The 19,639-nt window shown below is 71.4% G+C and carries 17 protein-coding genes; 6 read left to right on the forward strand and 11 right to left on the reverse strand.

Translation table 11 applies throughout. From position 1 onward, the window contains the following. The first annotated feature begins 164 nt into the window (after positions 1-164). Positions 165-923 carry a D-Ala-D-Ala carboxypeptidase family metallohydrolase gene (locus A4R43_RS13665; protein WP_113692688.1) on the forward strand — a complete coding sequence of 253 codons (759 nt, stop codon included), beginning with the start codon at positions 165-167 and terminating at the stop codon, positions 921-923. Between the two features lie 22 nt (positions 924-945). On the opposite strand, the gene A4R43_RS13670 is transcribed toward A4R43_RS13665, so the two are convergent. From A4R43_RS13670 to A4R43_RS13690, 5 genes are all read right to left on the reverse strand, one after another. After that, positions 946-1,290, reverse strand: a complete 345-nt coding sequence (locus A4R43_RS13670) for a hypothetical protein (protein WP_162788458.1) — start codon at positions 1,288-1,290, stop codon at positions 946-948. A 29-nt stretch (positions 1,291-1,319) separates the two neighbouring features. Then, positions 1,320-2,687, reverse strand: a complete 1,368-nt coding sequence (locus A4R43_RS13675; RefSeq protein WP_113692690.1) for a pentapeptide repeat-containing protein — start codon at positions 2,685-2,687, stop codon at positions 1,320-1,322. 37 nt (positions 2,688-2,724) lie between these two features. Continuing rightward, positions 2,725-3,702, reverse strand: a complete 978-nt coding sequence (locus A4R43_RS13680) for a PQQ-dependent sugar dehydrogenase (RefSeq protein ID WP_113692691.1) — start codon at positions 3,700-3,702, stop codon at positions 2,725-2,727. 181 nt (positions 3,703-3,883) lie between these two features. After that, positions 3,884-5,242: a glycosyl hydrolase family 18 protein gene (locus tag A4R43_RS13685; RefSeq protein ID WP_113692692.1), complete on the reverse strand. Its 1,359-nt coding sequence runs from the start codon at positions 5,240-5,242 to the stop codon at positions 3,884-3,886. A gap of 46 nt (positions 5,243-5,288) precedes the next feature. Beyond that, entirely contained in the window at positions 5,289-5,978 is a 690-nt protein-coding gene (locus A4R43_RS13690) for a DJ-1/PfpI family protein (RefSeq protein WP_418190820.1), read from the reverse strand. A 96-nt stretch (positions 5,979-6,074) separates the two neighbouring features. On the opposite strand from A4R43_RS13690, the gene A4R43_RS13695 reads away from it, so the two are divergent. From A4R43_RS13695 to A4R43_RS13705, 3 genes are all read left to right on the forward strand, one after another. Then, positions 6,075-7,301 (forward strand): epoxide hydrolase family protein, encoded by a 1,227-nt coding sequence (locus A4R43_RS13695; RefSeq protein WP_113692693.1) that lies wholly within the window; start codon positions 6,075-6,077, stop codon positions 7,299-7,301. A 23-nt stretch (positions 7,302-7,324) separates the two neighbouring features. After that, the gene (locus A4R43_RS13700; protein ID WP_236808978.1) at positions 7,325-8,272 is read left to right on the forward strand and encodes a GlxA family transcriptional regulator; all 948 of its coding nucleotides are present in this window, start codon (positions 7,325-7,327) and stop codon (positions 8,270-8,272) included. 406 nt (positions 8,273-8,678) lie between these two features. Then, positions 8,679-9,905 (forward strand): glycosyltransferase 87 family protein, encoded by a 1,227-nt coding sequence (locus A4R43_RS13705; RefSeq protein WP_113692694.1) that lies wholly within the window; start codon positions 8,679-8,681, stop codon positions 9,903-9,905. On the opposite strand, the gene A4R43_RS13710 is transcribed toward A4R43_RS13705, so the two are convergent. From A4R43_RS13710 to A4R43_RS13725, 4 genes are all read right to left on the reverse strand, one after another. Continuing rightward, the gene (locus A4R43_RS13710; protein WP_418190846.1) at positions 9,865-11,151 is read right to left on the reverse strand and encodes a type I glutamate--ammonia ligase; all 1,287 of its coding nucleotides are present in this window, start codon (positions 11,149-11,151) and stop codon (positions 9,865-9,867) included. The genes A4R43_RS13705 and A4R43_RS13710 overlap by 41 nt on opposite strands. Beyond that, a complete protein-coding gene (locus A4R43_RS13715) occupies positions 11,148-12,893 on the reverse strand; it encodes an IucA/IucC family protein (RefSeq protein WP_113697568.1) in 1,746 nt (581 codons plus the stop codon). Before A4R43_RS13715 ends, A4R43_RS13710 begins: the two co-directional genes overlap by 4 nt. An 89-nt stretch (positions 12,894-12,982) precedes the next feature. Beyond that, complete coding sequence (locus A4R43_RS13720; RefSeq protein WP_113692695.1) at positions 12,983-14,257, reverse strand: lysine N(6)-hydroxylase/L-ornithine N(5)-oxygenase family protein; 1,275 nt, start codon at positions 14,255-14,257, stop codon at positions 12,983-12,985. Continuing rightward, positions 14,254-15,705: a pyridoxal phosphate-dependent decarboxylase family protein gene (locus A4R43_RS13725; protein ID WP_236808979.1), complete on the reverse strand. Its 1,452-nt coding sequence runs from the start codon at positions 15,703-15,705 to the stop codon at positions 14,254-14,256. The genes A4R43_RS13720 and A4R43_RS13725 overlap by 4 nt, the downstream gene beginning before the upstream one ends. Before the next feature lie 146 nt (positions 15,706-15,851). Here A4R43_RS13725 and A4R43_RS13730 point away from each other — a divergent pair, with 146 nt between their 5' ends. Continuing rightward, positions 15,852-16,223, forward strand: a complete 372-nt coding sequence (locus A4R43_RS13730) for a fluoride efflux transporter FluC (RefSeq protein WP_236808981.1) — start codon at positions 15,852-15,854, stop codon at positions 16,221-16,223. Beyond that, positions 16,220-16,555, forward strand: coding sequence for a fluoride efflux transporter FluC (locus A4R43_RS13735; protein ID WP_113692696.1), 336 nt, complete (start codon positions 16,220-16,222; stop codon positions 16,553-16,555). The genes A4R43_RS13730 and A4R43_RS13735 overlap by 4 nt, the downstream gene beginning before the upstream one ends. Before the next feature lie 13 nt (positions 16,556-16,568). Here the strand turns inward: A4R43_RS13735 and A4R43_RS13740 are convergent, their stop codons facing one another. Together A4R43_RS13740 and A4R43_RS13745 are read right to left on the reverse strand one after the other, a co-directional pair. Further along, a complete protein-coding gene (locus tag A4R43_RS13740) occupies positions 16,569-17,522 on the reverse strand; it encodes an LLM class F420-dependent oxidoreductase (protein WP_113692697.1) in 954 nt (317 codons plus the stop codon). Then, a complete protein-coding gene (locus A4R43_RS13745) occupies positions 17,519-19,615 on the reverse strand; it encodes a S9 family peptidase (RefSeq protein ID WP_113697572.1) in 2,097 nt (698 codons plus the stop codon). Before A4R43_RS13745 ends, A4R43_RS13740 begins: the two co-directional genes overlap by 4 nt. Positions 19,616-19,639: the final 24 nt, after the last annotated feature.

Raw genomic sequence — 19,639 nt, forward strand, 5'->3', positions numbered from 1 at the left:
GTACGGGGGCGGTAGGGGTGGTTTGTCAAGATCCGTTCGTTGTGAGCCGATCAGGCGGTCACTTTCGGCCGAACCAGGTCTTTGCCTGGTGATTCATTGACATGCTCAGTGTCACATCGACACGCTGCGGACCTCACCTTCCCTGCCTTGAAAGGTGTTTCCGTATGAGAATCCGCATTGTGCTGTCGATGCTGGCCCTCGTGGCCGGTCTCGGCACCGCGGTGGCCGCTCCGGCGGCCGCCGATCCGGGCCCGGTGACGGCCGAGGACATGGCCGCCGCCGACGCCTGTTACACGTGGGGGCGCACCCTTTCCCAGGGCGCGTCCGGCGACGACGTCCGGCAACTGCAGATCCGGGTGGCCGGTTATCCCGGCTACGGAGGCGTACTGGCCATCGACGGCCAGTTCGGCGCGGGCACCAAGGCCGCGGTCACCCGGTTCCAGCAGGCGTACGGGCTCGGGGCCGACGGCATCGCCGGCCCGGCCACCTTCGCCAAGCTCTACGAGCTGCAGGACAACGACTGCACGCCGGTCAACTTCAGCTACGACGAGCTGAACAACTGCAACTCGGACTGGTCCGGCGGCAAGGTTTCGGCCGCCACGGCGAAGGCCAACGCGCTGGTGTCGATGTGGAAGCTGCAGGCGATGCGGCACGCCATGGGAGACCGGCCCATCGTGGTCAACGGCGGCTTCCGCAGCGTGGCCTGCAACAACGCGGTCGGCGGCGCGACGAACAGCCGTCACCTCTACGGCGACGGCGTGGACCTCGGGGCGGGCTCGCAGGGCTTCTGCGGGCTCGCGAAGCAGGCCCGCAACCACGGGTTCAGTGAGATCCTCGGGCCGGGTTACCCCGGCCACGACGACCACACCCACGTGGCGCACCGGTCCGGCCAGTTCTGGTCGGCCCCGAGCTGCGGGATCTGAGTGACGGTGGCGGCGTGCCGGTTCAGCCCGGGATCGGGATGAGCCGGTACGCCGTCGCCGTGGTGTCCGGCAGTTCGAAGTAGACGGTGCCGGCCGAGGTCGCGCAGTTCTGGTCGGCGTAGAGCTCCAGCGCGTAACCGTCACCGAAACCGCGGGCCGCCGAGCGCACCACCGGAATGCCCAGTTCGCTCGTCGCGCGGCAGCCGCCGCCGGTCGGCACGCTCGCCTTCGTGCCGCCGAATCCGGTCGCCGAGAACACGCAGTACCCGTGCTGCTGGCAGTGCGGGCTCGGCTCGGCCGCGGCCACGCCGGAGCCGAGCAGGGTCCCGCCCGCGACCAGTGCGCCGATCACCATGAGCTTTTTCAAGACGTCCTCCCAGAATGACGATGGCGTTCTCACGGTAGCGGGCCGGTGGCCCGTTCGGTCAGTTCATCCGGCATTCCGCGGGCGAATTCGGTGCCCGTGACCTCGACCGCGCCCTCGAAGCCCACGTCGTGGAATCGGGCGCTCCGGCCGAACCGCGCGCCCTTCACCTGCAAGTTCCCGGCGAACAAGCCCCGGCTGAACGAGGCGACGCCCGCAAAGTCCACGCCGTCGAACGTGGCGTCGCCGGTGAAGGCCGACTCCTGGAACCGGGCGTCATCGGTGAACTGCGCCCCGTCGAACACCGCGCCCTGCTCGAAGCGTGCGCCGTGGAAACCCGCGTCACCCTTGAATTCGGCTCGGCGGAAGAACGCCGGAGCCCCGAAGGCCGCCTGGTCGAACACGGCACCACGATAGAAGGTCGTGCCGTCGAAGCGGCCCGCGCCGAAAACGGCGGACCGGAACACCGCCTCCGATTCGAACTTCGCGTCGTGGAAGTCGGCCTCGTCGGGGAACCGCGCCTCCGAGAACCGGGCCGCACCGGCGAAGCGCACCTGCCGGAATTCCGTGCGCGCACCGAACTCGGCGAGGTCGAAAACGGCTTCACCGGAGAAAGCCACTTCATCGAAGAGCGCATCACCAAAACCGGTGCCGAGGAAATCCGCCGTTCCCTCGAACTCGGCGCGCTCGAACCACGCGCGCCCGAGGTCGGCGTGGATGAGGGTGAAGTCGATGAGGTGCGCGCCGGTGAGGTCCACATCGAGCCTGCCCCAGGATTCGGCCCCATTCCGTTCGAGGTGCTTGGCGAGAATGCGCTGCGCGGTCGTCCGGACCTCGCGTTCCTGCGCTTCGCGGGTATCGAACGGCATCCGGAGATACGCACACAGCACGTTCACAATGGTCTGCCGCTGCCCGGGATTGTCCTGCGCCAGCCGTTCGAGCGCGTAGAGGCCGCCGAGGCGGACCGGCGCCTTGTCGGAGCCGAGCTGCTCGACCGAGGTGCTGTACAGCTCGGTGATGCGGCGGGCTTCCGCGTCGTGCTCGGTGGCCGCGGCGACGCGTTCCATGTGCTGCCGGTTCTGCTCGTTGACCTGGAGCTGGAACTCGAAGGCGCGGTCGGCGGCCTGCTGGTCGATGTGCTTCTGGTTCAGCGCGATCTCGCTCGTGCGCTGACGCCGGGCCGCCAGCCACAGCGCCGCCGCGCCGCCGGTGCCGAGCACGATCGCGCCCGCGGTGCGGATCGCGTTCAGCTGGCCGGCGTGCTGCCCGTCGCCGAACGCGACGAGCAGCACCGCGGCCAGTCCGGCGCCCAGCACGACCAGCGCCAGCGCGGCCCAGCGGATCGCGCGGTTGGACAGTTCCTCGTACGGCCGTTCGGGGTCACGGGAAGACGGCTTCACGGCGGAACAGTGTCGCACGTCCGCCGGAAGCGGTGGGTCAGGAACCGTCGGCGGTGTAGATCCCGCTCGGCGTGACCACCCACAACTGCCCGTCCGGCCCGGCGACCTCGTCGCGCGTGCGGCCCAGCTCGGTGTAGATCTTGCCGCCCTCACCCGAGGTGGTCAGCTTGAACGTGCCGCCCTTGAGCGAGGCCATGTACAAGCTGCCCTGGTAGTAAGCCAGCCCGCTCGGCGTGGCCGTCGAGGTCGGCCAGGTCTTCACCGGGTTCTTGAAAGCCGGGTTGTTGCAGGGGCCGGAGCAGGTCGGCCAGCCGTAGTTGCCGCCGGGCTCGATCTTGTTCAGCTCGTCGACGTCGCTCGGCCCGATGTCGGCGATGTAGAGGTCGTCGCCGGCCCAGGTGACGCCCTGGACGTTGCGGTGGCCCTTGGAAATCCACTTGTGCCCGCCGGGATTGCCGGGCGCGGCGTTGCCGTCGGTGTCCACGCGCAGCACCTTGCCGCCGAGCGACGCGTCGTTCTGCGCGTTGTCGGCGACCTGGCCGTCGCCGGTGCCCGCGTAGAGGAAGCCGTCCGGGCCGAACCGCAGGCGGCCGCCGTGGTGGTACTGGCTGCCGCGCGGGATGCCGGTGACGATCGGCGTGGGCTCGCCGCCGAGGGTGAGCTTCGCGATCCGGTTGTCGGACCTGGAGGTGTAGTAGATGAACACGGTCTGGTCGGTGGCGTAGTCCGGGGAAACGGCCAGGCCGAGCAGCCCGCCCTCGGCGGTGACCACCGCGTCGTCAATGGTCTGGACCGGCACCACCGTGCCGTCGGTGAGCTTGCTGATGGACTTGGCGTTGCGCTGGGTGAACAGCGGGGTGCCGTCGGGCAGGAAGTCGACCGCCCAGGCCTGGTTCAGACCACTGGCGACCTGTTTGATGGCCAGTGGTTCCACCTCGGCGACGGCGGCCGGGGCGAGCAGACCGGCTAGGGCGACCACGGAGGTGGCCGCGGCGATACGGCGGCGCAGGGACATGGACTGCTCCTTTTGCAGTGACCGATGACATCCGGCGGCGGTGCCGTGAATCGAACCAGCATGGATGGTTAATTGCACACCACCATTCGGGCTACGGGCGGCGGCGCGGACACGAATGTGGCTTTCGGAGCAGAAAACGCCCCGAAAGCCACATTCGTGTTCTGGAGCAGGCGTCGGCGGATCAGGCCGGGAGCTGCCAGAGCTGGTTACCGGACCACGCGCAGTCCCAGATCTGCAGGCGCGTGCCGTCAGCCGAACTCGGGCCGGTGGCGTCCAGGCAGCGGCCCGAAGCCGGGTTGCGCAGGGCGCCGCCGGTGGCCGTCCACGTCTGGGCGCCGGTGCCGTTGCACTCCCACAGCTGCACCGGCGTGCCGTTCGCGGTGCCCGCGCTGGTCACGTCCAGGCACTTCCCCAGCGCGCGCAGGGTTCCGCCGGTCGAGGTCCACCGCTGCGCCGCGGTGCCGTTGCAGGTCCACAGCTGAACGGCCGTTCCGTTCGCGGTCGCCGCACCCGCCACGTCGACGCATTTGCCGCCGTATCCGGTGATCCGGCCGGCCTGGCCGCCGCCCGACGCGGCTTCGTAGATCGCGCTCACCAGCGAGGTGCTGCCGGTGGTGTCCTGCGACAGCTCCCAGTTCATCATGCCGCCCGCGTGCGCCACCGCCCACTGGGTTTTCCGCTTGATCGTGGGAATGCCGTTGTAGCACTGCTGCGCGCCGTTGACGGTGACGCAGTCGCGGTTGGCGTTCGCCGGGTCCATCGCCACCAGCTGCGCGTAGGTCAGGTACCCGGGCCTGCTGTAGAACGGCACGCCCAGCACGGTTTTCGCGGCGGGCAGCCCGCGGGCCTTCCACTCGTTCGCCGAAGCGATCGACCAGTCGTAGTTCGCGTGCGGGCTGCCGCCGTCGTAGGCCATGATGTTGAGCCAGTCGACCAGGCCGAACACCGCGGGCTGCACGCCGTTCGCGGTGTTGCCACCGGAAACCACGGCCGCGGTGAGCAGCTTGCCCCGGCTGTGCATCGCCGTGCTGAGCTGCTGCATCAGCGCGGTGAAGTTGTTGCCGGAGGTGCCGGGGTCGGGGTACTCCCAGTCGATGTCGACGCCGTCGAGGTGGTACTGGTTCACCACGTTGACCACGCTGTTGACGAACGTGGTCCGGCTGCCGGGGTTCGCGGCCAGCGCCTCGAAGGCCGAGTCGTCGCCGTTGTTCCAGCCGCCGATGGCCAGCGAAACCTTGACGCCGTTGCCGTGTCCCTGCGAAACCAGCGATTGCAGCTTGCCGGGATCGGGTACGGCCTGCAGGCTGCCGTTGGAATTCGGCAGTACGAAGGCGTAGTTGATGTGGGTCAGCTTGCCGTACTGGATGCTGTTGACGTTCCCGGACCACGACGGCATATAACCGACGCTGCGGAACCCGTCCGGCAACGCCGCGGCTTCCAGCGTGTCGGCTGCCGCGACGGCAACGGAAAGCCCGGTCGCGACCGTGGCGACGGCGAGGCCCGCCGCGGCCCACCGCCGCCGGGGAGCGTGTGAAGGCATGGCACAGTTCCCTTCGAATCCCTGCGGCGGCGGGATGGTCTAGACCTTACTCCCGGAGGAAGCGTTCGGCCAGAGGCGTTCCGGCGAGGCCTTCGCGCATTCCGGCCGCGGTCCAGGCGGCGAACAGCTCGTGCGGTGCCTTGGTCCAGTCCAATGGGCCCTGCGGTGGTTCGGGGTCGTACTCGATGCCGAACTGCACACCACGCGCGACCTCTTCGCCCGCCAGCCGCGCCACCAGGTGCAGCGCCATGTCGATCCCGGCGGCCACGCCGGCCGCGGTGAGGAACTTGCCGTCCTCCACCCAGCGCTCGGCGACCGGTTCGGCGCCGAACTCCGCCAGGAACTCGCGGTGACTCCAGTGCGTGTTCGCCTTGCGGCCCTCGAGCAGCCCGGCGGCGCCGAGGATCAGCGAGCCGGTGCACACCGACGCGACCACGTCCGCGGTCTCGGCCGCCTGCCGCAGGTAGGCCAGCAGCCGCTCGTCGGTGGCCGCCCGCCAGGTCGGCGCGCCACCGCCCGGCACCACCACGATGGCGGGCGACGGCACTTCGTCGAAGGTGTGGCTGGGGCGCAGGCCGAGCGGGGTGTCCGTGTCCACCACCTCGCGGTCCTGGCCGACCACGGCCACCCGGTAGTCCGGGGAGACCCCGGCCAGCACGCTGAACACCTGCAGCGGCCCCACCAGGTCGAGCGCGGTCAGCCCCGGGTACAGCACGCAAGCGATCGTTTTTGTCATGCCGTCCACCATGGACACATCGGCGGTGGCACTGGCCGCCGATGTCCGTATTCCTGCGATCCGTGTCGGTAAGACATCCGCTGCTATCGTCGGGCCATGACCGGCTTTTCCCTGACGCCCACGCCGATCAGGGTGCCCGACGAGGTGCTCGGCGACCTGCGCACCCGGCTCGCACTGACCCGGCCGCCGCTGGACGAGGGGAACGAGGACTGGTCCTACGGCGTCCCGGACAGCTATCTCCGCGAGCTGGTCGCGTACTGGCGGGACGGCTACGACTGGCGCGAAGCCGAGGCCGCCATCAACGCCTACGAGCACTACCGGGTCAGCGTCGACGGTGTGCCGGTGCACTTCCTGCGCAAGCCCGGCCGCGGCCCGCGCCCGATCCCGCTGATCCTCACCCACGGCTGGCCGTGGACGTTCTGGCACTGGTCGAAGGTGATCGATCCGCTCGCCGACCCGGCCGCCTCCGGCGGTGACCCCGCGGACGCCTTCGACGTCATCGTGCCGTCCCTGCCCGGCTTCGGCTTCCCCGGCCCGCTCACCGGTTTTCCGGAGGTCAACTTCTGGAAGGTCGCCGACCTCTGGCACACCCTGATGACCGGAACCCTGGGCTATGCGAAGTACGCCGCCGGGGGCTGCGACATCGGCGGGATCGTCTCGAGCCAGCTCGGCCACAAGTACGCGGACCACCTGTACGGCACCCACATCGGCTCCGGCCTGCCGCTCGACTTCTTCACCGGCCCGCGTGCCTGGGACTTCGCCCGCGGCCGTCCGCTCACCGGCGACCAGCCCGCCGACGTCCGCGCCCGCGTGATCGAGCTGGACCACCGCTCGGCGTCCCACCTCGCCGTGCACATGCTCGACGGCGCCACGCTGGCCCACGGGCTGAGCGACTCGCCGGCGGGGCTGCTCGCCTGGCTGCTGGAGCGGTGGGCCGCGTGGAGCGACAACGGCGGTGACGTCGAGTCCGTGTTCACCAAGGACGACCTGCTCACCCACGCCACGATCTACTGGGTGAACAACTCCATCGCCACCTCGATGCGCTACTACGCCAACGCCAACCGCTATCCCTGGACCCCCGCCCACGACCGCACCCCGGTCGTGGAGGCACCGGCCGGGCTCACCTTCGTCACCTACGAGAACCCGCCCGGCGTCCACACCGCCGAGGAGCGCGTCCAGGCGTTCAAAACCGGCCCGCAGGCCGCTTGGTTCAACCACGTCAACGTCACCGCCCACGACCACGGCGGCCACTTCATCCCGTGGGAGAACCCCGGGGCCTGGGTGAGCGACCTGCGCCGCACCTTCCGGGATCGCCGGCCGTGAAGGCGGGCAGGCAGGTCGTCATCGTGGCCTTTTCCGAGGCCGAGCTGCTCGACATCGCGTGCCCGTCGGACGTGTTCGACGCGGCGAACCGGCTGAAGGCCGAGCCCGCCTACGAGATCCGGCTGGCCGGGCTGGACGGCAGGCCGATCCGCTGCCAGTCCGGGCTTTCGCTCAGTCCGCAGGTGCGACTCGACCAGGTCACCGGGCCGATCGACACGCTGCTGGTGGCCGGTGGGCTCGGGCACCTGGAGGCCGCCGAGGACGGGCGGATGATCGCGCACGTCCGGCGGCTCGCCGCGGCCAGCCGCCGGGTGGCGTCGGTCTGCACCGGCGCCACCGTGCTCGCCGCGGCCGGGGTGCTGACCGGCCGCCGCTGCACCACCCACTGGGCCGACGCGCCCCGGCTGGCCAGGCGGCACCCCGAGGTCGACGTCGATCCGGCGCCGCTCTATGTGTGCGACGGCAACGTCTACACCTCCGCCGGGGTGACCAGCGGCCTCGACCTCGCGCTGGCGCTGGTCGAGGCCGACCACGGCCCGGCGATGTCCCGGCAGATCGCCCGGTACCTGGTCACCTACCTGCAGCGGCCGGGCAACCAGGCGCAGGTCAGCATGTTCCTCACCGCGCCGGCGCCGGAGCACGCGCTGGTGCGCGACCTGACCGGCCACATCGCCAGCCACCTGGACGCCGACCTCGGTACCCCGGCCCTGGCGGCGCGGGCGGGGCTGAGCACACGCCAGCTCACGCGGCTGTTCGACACACACCTCGGCACCACGCCGGGCAAGCACGTGCGCCAGGTCCGCACCGAGGCGGCGGCGCAACTGCTCAGCACCACCGACCTGCCCCTGACCGCCGTGGCCCGGCGGTGCGGTTTCGGCTCCACCGAATCCCTGCGCCAAGCCTTCGTCGACCACTACGACACGCCGCCCTCGGCCTACCGCCGCACACACCGCTCACCGCAACGGGCCTGACGGGGGCTGGTGTGTCACGAATGTGGCTTTCGAGACGTCTGGCGTCCCGAATGTGGCTTTCGTGACGCCGCTACCCACAGCCGCCTTCCTGCCCCCACCGCGCAGAGCCGCCTTCCTGCCACCGGCCCGCAGCGCCGCCTTCGCCGACCGCGCAGCCAAAACCATCCCGAAGCCGACGACGCCCCGCCACCCAACCCAACCGCTCCCACGCCAACCCCAACAGCCAACCCGACCCGCTCCCCCATCCACAGGCACCCAAGGGATGGGCGGGGGTGTAGCGTCGCGGCGTCAACAGGGCTGCTCGAAGCGGCGCTTGGGGCGTGGGGAGGGGCTGGCTCCCGCGAATCGGGCCACGGTCGAAGCCGCCTACACTGGGCGCGCACTTTGGTCGTGGGCGGGGGAGACGTTGGCAAACGAGGCACCGAAGCCGGTCGCGCTGCGGTTTTTCTGGGTGGTGCTCGTGCTCGGCCTGGCCGGGGCCTGGTTCACGTTGTGGCCGCTGGTCGAGAGCGCCGGTTCCTGGCAGATCGATCTCGAGGTCTACCGCAACGGCTACAACGCGTGGCGAGCCGATGGCGACCTGTACGGCGTGATGCCCGAAACGCAGATCGGCAATCCGCTGCCGTTCATCTACCCGCCGTTCGCGTTGCTGGCGTTGCTGCCGTTCGCCGCGCTGCCGTGGGTTACCGCGAACACCCTCCTGGTGCTGGCCAACTTCGCCGCGATCGCGGCCACGGTCTACGTCGTGGGCAGGCACGTGTGGCCCGCGGGCGGCCCCCGTGGCGCGATCATGATCGCCGCCGCGACCACGCCGTTGTCGGTTTTCCTCGAACCGGTCAGCGACACCTTCTCCTTCGGCCAGGTCAACCTGCTGCTGATGGGCCTGGTCGCGGTCGATTGCCTGGCGCCGAAAACCTGGTGGCCACGCGGGATCGGCGTCGGCATCGCCGCGGCGATCAAGCTCACGCCCGCCGCCTTTGTCCTCTACTTCCTGCTGCGCAAGGACTACCGGGCGGCGATCGTGGCCGCGGTGACCGGCGCCGTCGCCACCGTCGCCGGGTTCGCCGTCGACTTCGCCGGGTCGGTGAAGTTCTGGACCGGCGGTTCCGAGGGCCTCGCCGAGGTCAGCGGCTCACCGTTCCGCACCAACCAGGCGATCGAAGCCGCGCTGGCGCGGTTCGGCCTCTCCCCCGCCGACGTCACGGTGTGGTGGATCGTGCTCGGCCTGCTCGTGCTCGGCGTGACGATCGTGGCGATGCGGCGCGCTGACCCGGCACCGGCCCTGCTGGCCAACGCCGCGCTCGCGCTGGTCATCTCCCCGACCTCCTGGTCGCACCACTGGGTGTGGGTGGTGCCCGCGCTGGTGGTGATGCTCGCCTACGTGGTGCGCCGACTGACCGAAAACTCACTCGCCGCGATCGGCTGGTTCACCGCCGCGCTGCTCACCACGATCGCGTTCACCCTCGCGCCGTTCCACGAACTGCCCGGCTACAACGACAAGGAACTGCTGTGGACCACCGGCCAGCAGTTCGCCGGGAACAGCTACCTGCTGCTGGCGCTGACCTTCCTGATCTGCCTCGCGCTGCCCGCGCTCAGGACCGCAGGCGCGCGCGCTCGCGCTGCCAATCGCTGACCGACTCGAGACCGGCCTCGATTTCCGCGCGCAGCAACGACTTCTGCTGCGCGGCCACCGCAGGGCCGAGCAGTTCGGAGCATTCGGCCAGTGCCTCCCACGGGCTGCCTGCCAGCTCGCCGCACACCTCGCCCTCGGCCGGCGGTGCCAGGTTCTCGTCGAGACCGGTGATGCCCGCCGCGAGCAGGGCCGCGAGGACCAGGTGTGGTTGCGCGTCGGCGCCGGCGAACCGGAACTCCAGGCGCGGGGTGTCCCCACCGGCCACCCGCACCGCCGCCGTCCGGTCGTCAGTCCCCCAGCGCAGCACCCGCGGCGAGAACGGCCCCGTGCGCAGCCGCACGTAGCTGTTCCAGGTCGGCGCCCAGATCGGCGTCAGCGCCCTGGCGTGCCGCAGCACGCCCGCCAGGAAAGCGTTCAGGCGATCACGGTCCACACTAGATCCGTCCAAAGCGGACAGTGACAAGTGGACGTGGCCGGAGCTGCCGCGGCCGTTCCCCTCGGCTGCGGCGTACCCGGCGGTCACGCCGTGCTCGGCAGCCGCCCGCCGCACCAGGAACTGCTGCAGGAGCGCGTCGTCGCAGGCCGCGAGCGCGTCCCGGTGCCGCAGCACGATCTCGTACTGACCAGGGTGGCATTCGGCACGCGCCGACTCGACACCGAGCCCGGCCCGCGCCAGGAGTTCGGCCGCGGTGGTGAGCACCGGCCGCAAGTTTTCCGTGCCGCCGAGTGCGTAGTCCACCGGGTGCGCGGTGAGCGGTTCACCATCGGCGCCGCGGAAGGTCACCTCGTGTTCGATGCCGACCGACGGCACCAGCCCGCGTTCCTCCAGCGCGGCCAGCTGCCGGGTGAGCACCGTGCGCGGCGCGATGTCCACGGCCGCGCCGTCCGGCCACTCGACATCACAGACCACCGCGAGCGCACCCGGCACCGGCGTCAGCGTGGCCAGATCCGGTCGCATCCGCAGATCCCCGAAGCGGCCGGCATACCGGCGCAGCGACTCGTCCAATGTAGACGGCACATCCCGGTGAACGTCCCAGACGAACACATACGAGCAGACGCCGTACCCGTTCGCCAGCACCTCGTCGGCGAAGAACCGGCCGTCCAGCTCGACTCCGGCGAACCGCGCGTGCGGATCGGGCACCAGCAGCAACACCCGTGGCACTTCGGCGAGACCGTCCGGCACGCGCGCGGCTTCGCGCCGCTGGGCCAGGCTGCGCGGCCCGGCCGGTCTCGGCGAACCGTTCACCACGCGCCCGCGGGATCGGGGCCGTGCAACGGGTTCGGCGCCCGGCCCCACCGCACGTCGAACTCGTCGTCCCGCTCGACCTTGTCGAAGCCCTCGCCCGCGAGGTGTTCGCGGTTCAGCGTCACCCGCTCGACGTCCGGCGCGAACAGCGAGCACGCGTCGAAACGCGCCGCCAGTTCGGGATTGGCCTCGCGGAACCGGTTGACCACCTCGCGCACCAGCTCCCAGAACCGCGCGCGCGGCAGCGAAAGCTCGTCCAGCAGCAGTTCCGCCCAGAACCGGAACTGGCCGGAGAACACTGAGCTGAACAACGACTGCGCGAGCAGGTGCGCGGGCCAGCGCAGCATTTCCTCGGCCGCTTCCGGCGCCAGCCGCGCGTACACGTCGACTTCTTCGTCGAGCAGGTCCACGCCCTGCGCGAAATCCTTGATCGCCACGCGGAGTGGCCTGCCGTCCTCGTCCACGATCAGGATCAGGTTCTGGCCGTGCGGGCAGAACCCCACGCCGTAACGGAGCAGCCATTGCAGCAAGGGCGTCAGCAGCAGGTCGAACACCTTGGCGCACCAGGCTTCCGCACCCAGGTCCGACCGCCGGATGAGCGTGGCGAGCACCGATTCCCCGTCCGGCCCGCGATACGGCAGCGCGGCGAAGGACAGCGCGTGCTCACCGTCGCCGACGCGTTCCCGCAGCGGTTCGCGCCAGAGCGCGCCGAGCGTTTCGTGGAACCGGTACGGCAGCTCGTCCAGCGCGCCGAACAGCGGGTGCCGGACCGAAACACTGGCCACCTCACCCAGCAGCTCGAACCGGTACTGCTCGGTGAGCAGCGGATCGGCGGCGCTGACCTCCTTGAGCCACGCGGTGATCGCCGGTCCGGCGAGCGTGGCCGCCGAGTTGAGCCCGCGGTAGACCAGCGTGTTGCGCACCGACACGGCCGTCTTCACGTCCCGGCGCTCCGGCCTGCCGATGTTCGCCAGCGTGCGAACGGTCTGGTGTGGACGGTAGTGGTCGTGCCCCGGCCCGAGGTCGATCAGCACGCCGGTGCTCAGCTCGGCGGCGTAGAGCGTGCCGACGATCTCGTCGGCCTGCCACGGGTGCACCGGCACCAGCAGGTAGTCGGCCGGATCCCCGTACTCGGTGATCTGGGCGGTGAAGTCGGCACGCAGGTCGTGGTCGAGTTCCTCGGCCAGCAGCCGTTCCTCGCTCAGTTCGCCGATGCAGCGGAACTGGGCGTGTTCGCGATGCACGGCGAACCAGCGCAGCACCACGTCCGCCCCCGACTCCGGCGAGTACCGCTCGCGGTCAGTGGCCGAGAAGCCGACACGGCCCTTGTTCAGCACCAGCCGCGGGTGCCCGGTCAGGTGCCCGTCCGCCAGGTTGTAGTCCATAGTGGACAGCACGGCCGCGCTCGGCGCGTCCGCGAGGCGGGTGGCTTCGTTGGCCACCGTGGCGGTCAGCTCGGCCAGCACGTCCGCCAGGCGCAGCCCGCTCAGCCCGAGCGCTTCCTTGGCGTCCACCACCAGCGTCCGCGGATCGTCGGCGGGCGCGGTGCGCTCGGCGATCCGCACCGCGCTGCCCGCTTGCACGGTCCACGCGTCGAACGCACCGCGGCGCGCGCGGAACTCGTACCGCGCGCCCGGCAGGTTCAGCACCCAGCCGCGGTGGCCGTCGTCCGACTCCGCGGAGTCGCCCGCGTCGGCCGGCTCGGGCCGCAGCAGGCCTTCGTAGGACAACTCCCCCAGCATCTTGTGCACGATCAGCGCTCCGGCCGCCCGCCACGCCGCGGCGGTGTCCGCCGGATCGTCGCTGGCCAGGGAAACCTGCGCGGTCTCGGTCACGAGCCCTCCAGTCCGAACTTGGTGAACGCGGTGCGTTCCGGCAACCTGTAGACCGTACGCCCGCCGAGCGCGTTGAGAATGCGGGCCGAGCGCCACGCCGCCAGCCCGAGATCGGGGGCACCGACGCCGTGGGTGTGGCGTTCGGCGTTCTGCACGAACAGCGAGCCGGTCACCTCGGGTGGCAGCGCGAGCCGGTAGTCGCGGCCGACCACCGGGCGCCCGGCGCGGTCGCGCTCGCAGTCGCCGGTGTACGGGCTCAGCGTCTCGGTGTAGCCGGTCGCGGCGACCACCGCTCCGGTGTGGACGGTCGCGCTGCTGCCCTGTTCGGCGTGCCGCAGGCGCAGTTCGATGCCGTCGTCCGCGAGCCCGGCCCCGACCACCTCCACGCCGGGCGTGAGCGTCACGTCCGGCCAGCGGCCGCCGATGCCCAGCTGGTACAGCTCGTCGTGGATGGCCGCGATCGTTTCGGCGTCGATCCCCTTGTACAGCTGCCACTGCGACGGGACGAGCCGGTCGCGCACCGGTTCGGCCAGGCCGTGGAAGTAGGCGGTGTAGTCGGGGGTGAACTGCTCGAGCCCCAGCTTCGAGTACTCCATCGGCGCGAACGACCGCGTCCGGCTCAGCCAGCGCAGGCCGTGCGGCCGGGCACGCAGCAGGTCCAGGAACACCTCGGCACCCGACTGCCCCGAACCGAGCACGGTGACCGACGGCGCGGCGAGCAGTTCTTCGCGTGCCTGGAGGTAATCCGCCGAATGCACGGCGAGCGCGCCGGGTTCGGCGACGAGTTCGCGCAGCGCTTCCGGGACCTTCGGCGAGGTGCCGACCCCGAGCACGACGTTGCGGGCCAGCACCGGATCACCTTCGGCGAAGGAGAGCGCGAACGCGTTCTCCGCGGGTTCCCAGCGCACGCCGGTCACCGTACGCCCGAACCGGCACGACGGCAGCCGCTCGCTCACCCAGCGGCAGTAGTCGTCGTACTCCGCGCGCGGGATGTGGAAGCGCTCGGCGAAGTAGAACGGGAACAGCCGGTCCTTCGCCCGCAGGTAGTTCAGAAAGGACAGTTCGCTGGTGGGGTCGACCAGCGAGACCAGGTCGGCCAGGAACGGCACCTGCAGCGTGGTGCCTTCGATGAGCAGCCCGGGATGCCAGCTGAACCCGGGGCGGCGCTCGAAGAACACCGCGTCGAGCTCCGGCACCCCGGCGGCCAGTGCGGCCAGCGACAGGTTGAACGGGCCGATCCCGACGCCCGCCAGGTCCACCGGGCCGTTCACGAAAGGACCCGCTCCTCTCCGGCGGCGGTCAGCTCCGCCGCCGTCCGCACCACCAGGTCCAGCAGCGGCCGGTAGTCCGCCGCGGTGGCCTCGGGATTGAGCAGGGTGAGCTTGAGCCAGACCTGCTCGGCGCCGCCGGGCCCGGTGGGCATGGTGGCCCGGCCGAGCACCGCGGTGCCCGCCTCCAGCAGGGTGCGGCGGACCCGCGCCACCACCTCGTCCGGCACGCGCGGGCGGAAGAGCACAGTGGACAGTGAGGGCGCGGCCCACAGGTGCAGGCCGGGATCGGCGGCGATGTCCTCGGCCACCTCGGTGGCGGTTTCGCAGCAGCGCGCCACCAGCCTGCCCAGTTCCCGGTGCCCCAGCGCGTAGAAGGTGACCGCCATCCGGAAGGCGTCCGGCCGCCGGGAGGTCCGGATCGACCGGCCGAGCAGGTCCGGCAGCCCGGCTTCGGTGTCGTCGTCGGCGTTGAGGTACTCCGCGCGCACGTTCAGCGCGCCGAGCATCCTGGCGTCGCGGCAGGCCAGCAGCCCGGCCGCGACCGGCTGCCAGCCGAACTTGTGCATGTCCAGCGCGACCGAGTCGGCCTCGGCGAGCCCCGCCAGCAGTCCGGCGTGCGCCGGGCTGAACAACGCCATCCCGCCGTACGCGGCGTCGACGTGCAGGTGCGCGCCCGCGGCCCGGCACAGCGCGGCGATTTCGGGCAGCGGATCGATTTCACCGGTGTTCGTGGTGCCCGCGGTCGCCACCACCACGGCGGGTTCGGTGAGCGCGTCCAGCGCCTCGGCGAGCGCGTCGGGACGCAGCCGGTCGCCGTCGCAGGCGACCACCACGGGCGCGGGCAGCCCGAGCACCCACGCCGCCCTGGCCACGCTGTGATGCGCGTTCGCGCCGCAGACCGGGACCACGCGGTGGCCGGGGGCGTGCTCACGCGCGAGCAGCAGGCCGAGCAGGTTCGACTCGGTGCCGCCGGTGGTCACCACGGCGTCGGGTGCGGTGTCCTCACCGGGGAAGCAGACGCGGGCCAGCGCGGCGGTGAACTCGCGTTCCAGCTCACTGGCGACCGGTGCCTGGTCCCACGAGTCCATCGAGGGGTTGAGCGCGGCGGCCACCACGTCCGCGGCCACCGACACGGCCAGCGGCGGGCAGTGCAGATGCGCGGCACACCAAGGATCCGCGGGATCGACCGAGCCCGCGGCCAGCAGCGCGCTCAGCTCGGTCAGCGCGCGCTCTGCGCCGACGCCCTCGGCCAGCAACGATCCACTGGGCAACGCGGAAGCCAGTTCGGCGGCCACCGCGGCGGGACCGCCACCCGGCGCGGGTCCGCGGCGTTCGGCGGCACCGGCCGCGAAACCCCGCAGCGCGAAGGGAATCAGCTCGGCCAGCCGTTCGTGCCCGGCCGTTCCGCCGGCCAGTGCCGGACCCGGTTCCCCGCGCGAGTTCGCCACCCGTCCTCCTTAGGTTTGCCTACCCTGAACCAGGGTACGGACCACCGCTTCCCGCTTCATCATGTGGGTGGCCGGGCGCGTGGCGGTTCCACCATCCGGTCTACGCGGGCCACCGCGGGGTAGATTCGCCCGCGGAGGTGACGATCTTGCCGGTTCGGTTGCTGGGCGCGGTCACGCTCGGCGGGGCACTCGGCAGCCTCGCCCGATTCGGCCTGTCCGTGCTGTTTCCGCACCCGCCGGGCGGTTTCGCGGTGTCCACAATGCTCGTGAACGTGACCGGCTGCCTGCTCATCGGCGTGTTGTACACGGCAACCGACCACCCGTTGTGGCGGGCTTTCCTCGGTGTCGGCGTGCTCGGCGGCTACACCACGTATTCGACGGCGGTGCTCGACGCGCTGCAAGCCGGGCAAACCGGACACGCATTGCCCGCGCTGGCTTACACCTTCGGCACGCTGGTCGCCTGCCTGCTGGCCGTGGTGGCCGGAATGCGCCTGTTCACCCGATCGGGCGAGCGATGACCGCGCTGCTCGTTGCCGTCGGTGGCGCGGCCGGTGCGGTGCTGCGGTATCTCGTGCACCGGCTCTGGGCGTCGCGCACGGCGTTCCCGTGGGCGACGTTCGCGGTGAACGTGGCCGGTTCGGCGTTGCTCGGCCTGCTCACCGGGGTCACCGGCGCGGCGCAGGCGCTGCTCGCGGTCGGCCTGTGCGGGGCGCTCACCACGTACTCGACCTTCGGTTTCGAAACCGTCGAGCTGATCAACCGGGGCCAGGCACCGCGGGCGGTGGGCTACGTGGCGGCGACGATGGTCGCCGGTTTCGGCGCCGCCGCGCTCACCCTCCACCTGCGGTGAGGCCCCAGCGAGGTCAGCGCGGGCGCAGTGCCCTGACCTGTTCGAACGGGTCGCCGCCGGTGGGCAGCAGGGCGATCACCGGTGTGGTCAGCCCGTTGTCCACATAGGACTGGACGCGCTCGCGGCAGGCTTCCGGGCTGCCGTGCACGATCAGGTCGTCGACCACCTCGTCCGGGATCGCCGCGTTCGCCGCCTTCCGGTCGCCGGCGGCCCACGCCTGGTGCATCGGGGCCAGGATCTCCTCGCGCCCCAGCCAGTCGTGGAACTTCGCGTACACCGGCACGGTCAGGTAACTGCTGATCAGCAGGCGGCCAAGGCCGCGGGCGGCCTCGGCGTCCTCGGTGGGGCAGACGAAGATCCGCGCGGCCAGTTCCGGCTCCGGGCCGAGCACCTCGCGCACCTTCGGCACGTCCGCGGGCGCGAGCCAGTTCGTGATGGCGCCGTCGGCTTCCTTCGCGGCCAGCTTCAGCATGCCGGGCCGCAGCGCCGCCAGCATGATCGGCGGCGCGGGGTCCGGGATGCGCTCCAGCCGGAACTTGCTGACCGAGAACGTCGGGTACTTCTCGGTCACCTTCTCCCCCGCCAGCGCGGCACGCAGGAAGCGCAGCGTGTCCCGCGTCCGCGCGAACGGCTCGCTGAACTCGGCGGCGTTCCAGCCCTCCACGATCACCGGCGACGACGTGCCGATGCCGAGCACGAACCGGCCCGGCGCGCATTCGGCCAGCGTCGCCGCGCTCATCGCGAGCAGGCCGGGGCCACGCGTGTACACCGGCACGATCGCGGTGCCCAGCCGCAGCGAAGGCGCCCACTGCGAGGCCAGCAGCAGTGGCGAGAACGCGTCGGTACCGGCGGTTTCGGCGGACCAGGCGTCGGTGTAGCCGAGGTCCGGCAACTCCTGCACCAGTTCGCGGTGCGCGGCGAGCGGCACCCCGGTGAACGGGATCGTGATGCCCCAGCGGTTGGTCACGCGTTGTTCTCCTCTCGATGGGAGTTCAGCTCCCGGTGCAGCCAGCCGACCTGGAGGCGGAGCAGGTTCTCCGCCACGTCCTCGGCCTGCGGGGTCATGTGCGTCGCACCGGCCAGCGGCAGGAAGGTGTGCGGGCGCCCGGCCGCGAGCAGCGCCGAAGACAACCTCAGCGTGTGCGCCACAAAAACGTTGTCGTCAGCGAGCCCGTGCACCAGCAGCAGCGCCCGCCGCAGCTCACCGGCGTCGGCGAGCAGCGAGTTCCGTTCGTAGCACTCGGCATCCTGCTGCGGCGTGCCCAGGTAGCGCTCGGTGTAGTGCGTGTCGTACAGCGACCAGTCGGTGACCGGCGCGCCCGCGACCGCCGCGTGGAACACGTCCGGCCGCCGCAGCACCGCCAGCGCCGACAGGTAACCGCCGTACGACCAGCCGCGGATGCCCACCCGGCCGAGATCGAGCGCCGGGTGGTCGGCGGCCGCCGCGAGCAGTGCGTCCACCTGGTCGGCCAGGGTGACCCCGGCGAGGTCGCGCGAGATCTCCTTCTCCCACGCGGGACCACGTCCCGGCGTGCCGCGGCCGTCGGCGATCAGCACGGCGAAGCCCTGGTCCGCCAGCCACTGCGGGTTCAGGAAGGCGTTGCGGCTCTGCAGCACGCGCTGCGCGTGCGGACCGCCGTAGGGATCGAGCAGCACCGGTAGCTTGCCCTGCTCGGGGCGGTACCCGGTGGGCAGCAGCAGCGCCGCGCGCAGCCCGCGCTCCCCCAGCGTCAGCCAGGCCGGGTTCGGCTCCAGCCCGGGGTCCACAGTGGACGAAACCACCTTCGCCACCGGCTGCGCGTCGCTGAGCACGGTCACCTCGGGCCCGCTGTGCTCCAGGCTCCACGAGGACAGCACGGTCACCGCGGCCGAACCGGCACCGATGTGCACACCGTCCGAAAGGGACAGTCGCTCCACCCGGCCGCCGTTGGTGCGGTAGACGTGGATCTGCGTCGGGTCCGCGGCCGAGGCGCTGAACAGCACCTCGTCGCCGGCGTGCAGCACCGAGCGCACCTGGAGCCCCGGCTCGGTGACCGCGTGGTTGTCCACGAACAGGCGGTAGGTGTCGTCGGCGACGCCGACCCGGACCAGCCTGCCGTCGCTGGTCCACGCCGGCGAACCGGGCACCAGCTCGACCCAGTGCTCGTCGGTTTCCGCGTGCAGCAGGTAGGTCGAGCCGTCGCTGGTGTCCACCGAGCGGATCTCCAGCCGCCGCTGGTCGCGCGGCTGCACCGCGATCAGCGGCGGGCCGCCCGCCGACCAGTGCACCGCGGCCAGGTACTCCCAGTCCCCGCGCTCGACGTCCACCCGGCTGCCGTCCAGCCCGATGACCGACAGCGAAACGTCCACATTGGCCGATCCGGCGGCCGGGTAGGCCACGGTGTGCCCGCCGGTGTCCGGGCGCGCGGGATCGGCGATGGTCCAGCGGGGCACCGCGCTGCTGTCGCTGCGCTCCACCAGCAGCCGGTCGCCGCCGGGCGACCACCAGTACCCGCGGGCGCGGCCCATCTCCTCGGCCGCGATGAACTCGGCGAGCCCCCAGGCGATGTGCTCGCCCGGCTCGTCCACCAGCACCCGGTCCTCGCCGGTGGCCAGGTCCGCCACCCGCAGCCGCCGGTCGCGCACGTAGGCCACGTGCGTGCCGCCGGGGTTGGGACGCGGGTCGATCACCGCGGTGTCCACCAGCGTGGTGATCTCGCCGGAGCCGAGGTCGACGGTGTGCAGCTTGCCGGACAGGCTGAAGGTGGCCAGGCGGAAGGCCGCGTCGACGGCGTACCCGACCACCCCGGCCGACGTCTCGCGGCTGCGTTCGCGGCGGGCCCGCTCCTCCGGCGGCAGGTCCTCCTCGCCGGGCAGCAGCACGGCGGCGTCGACCACCTTGGTCTCGGTGCCGGTGCCCAGGTCGAGGTGCCACAGGCTGGTGCGCCGGTCGACCCCGGACTCGGCGCGCAGGAACAGCACGCGGGTGCCGTCCGGGGAGATCCGGAACTCCTTGGGCGCGCCCAGGGTGAACCGCTGGGTGCGGGCCTGCTTCCGGAGAAAGGAGACGTCGTCACTCACGGGCAGCAACTCTGTCAGACCCAC

The organism is Amycolatopsis albispora (assembly GCF_003312875.1).
Lineage (GTDB): Bacteria > Actinomycetota > Actinomycetes > Mycobacteriales > Pseudonocardiaceae > Amycolatopsis > Amycolatopsis albispora.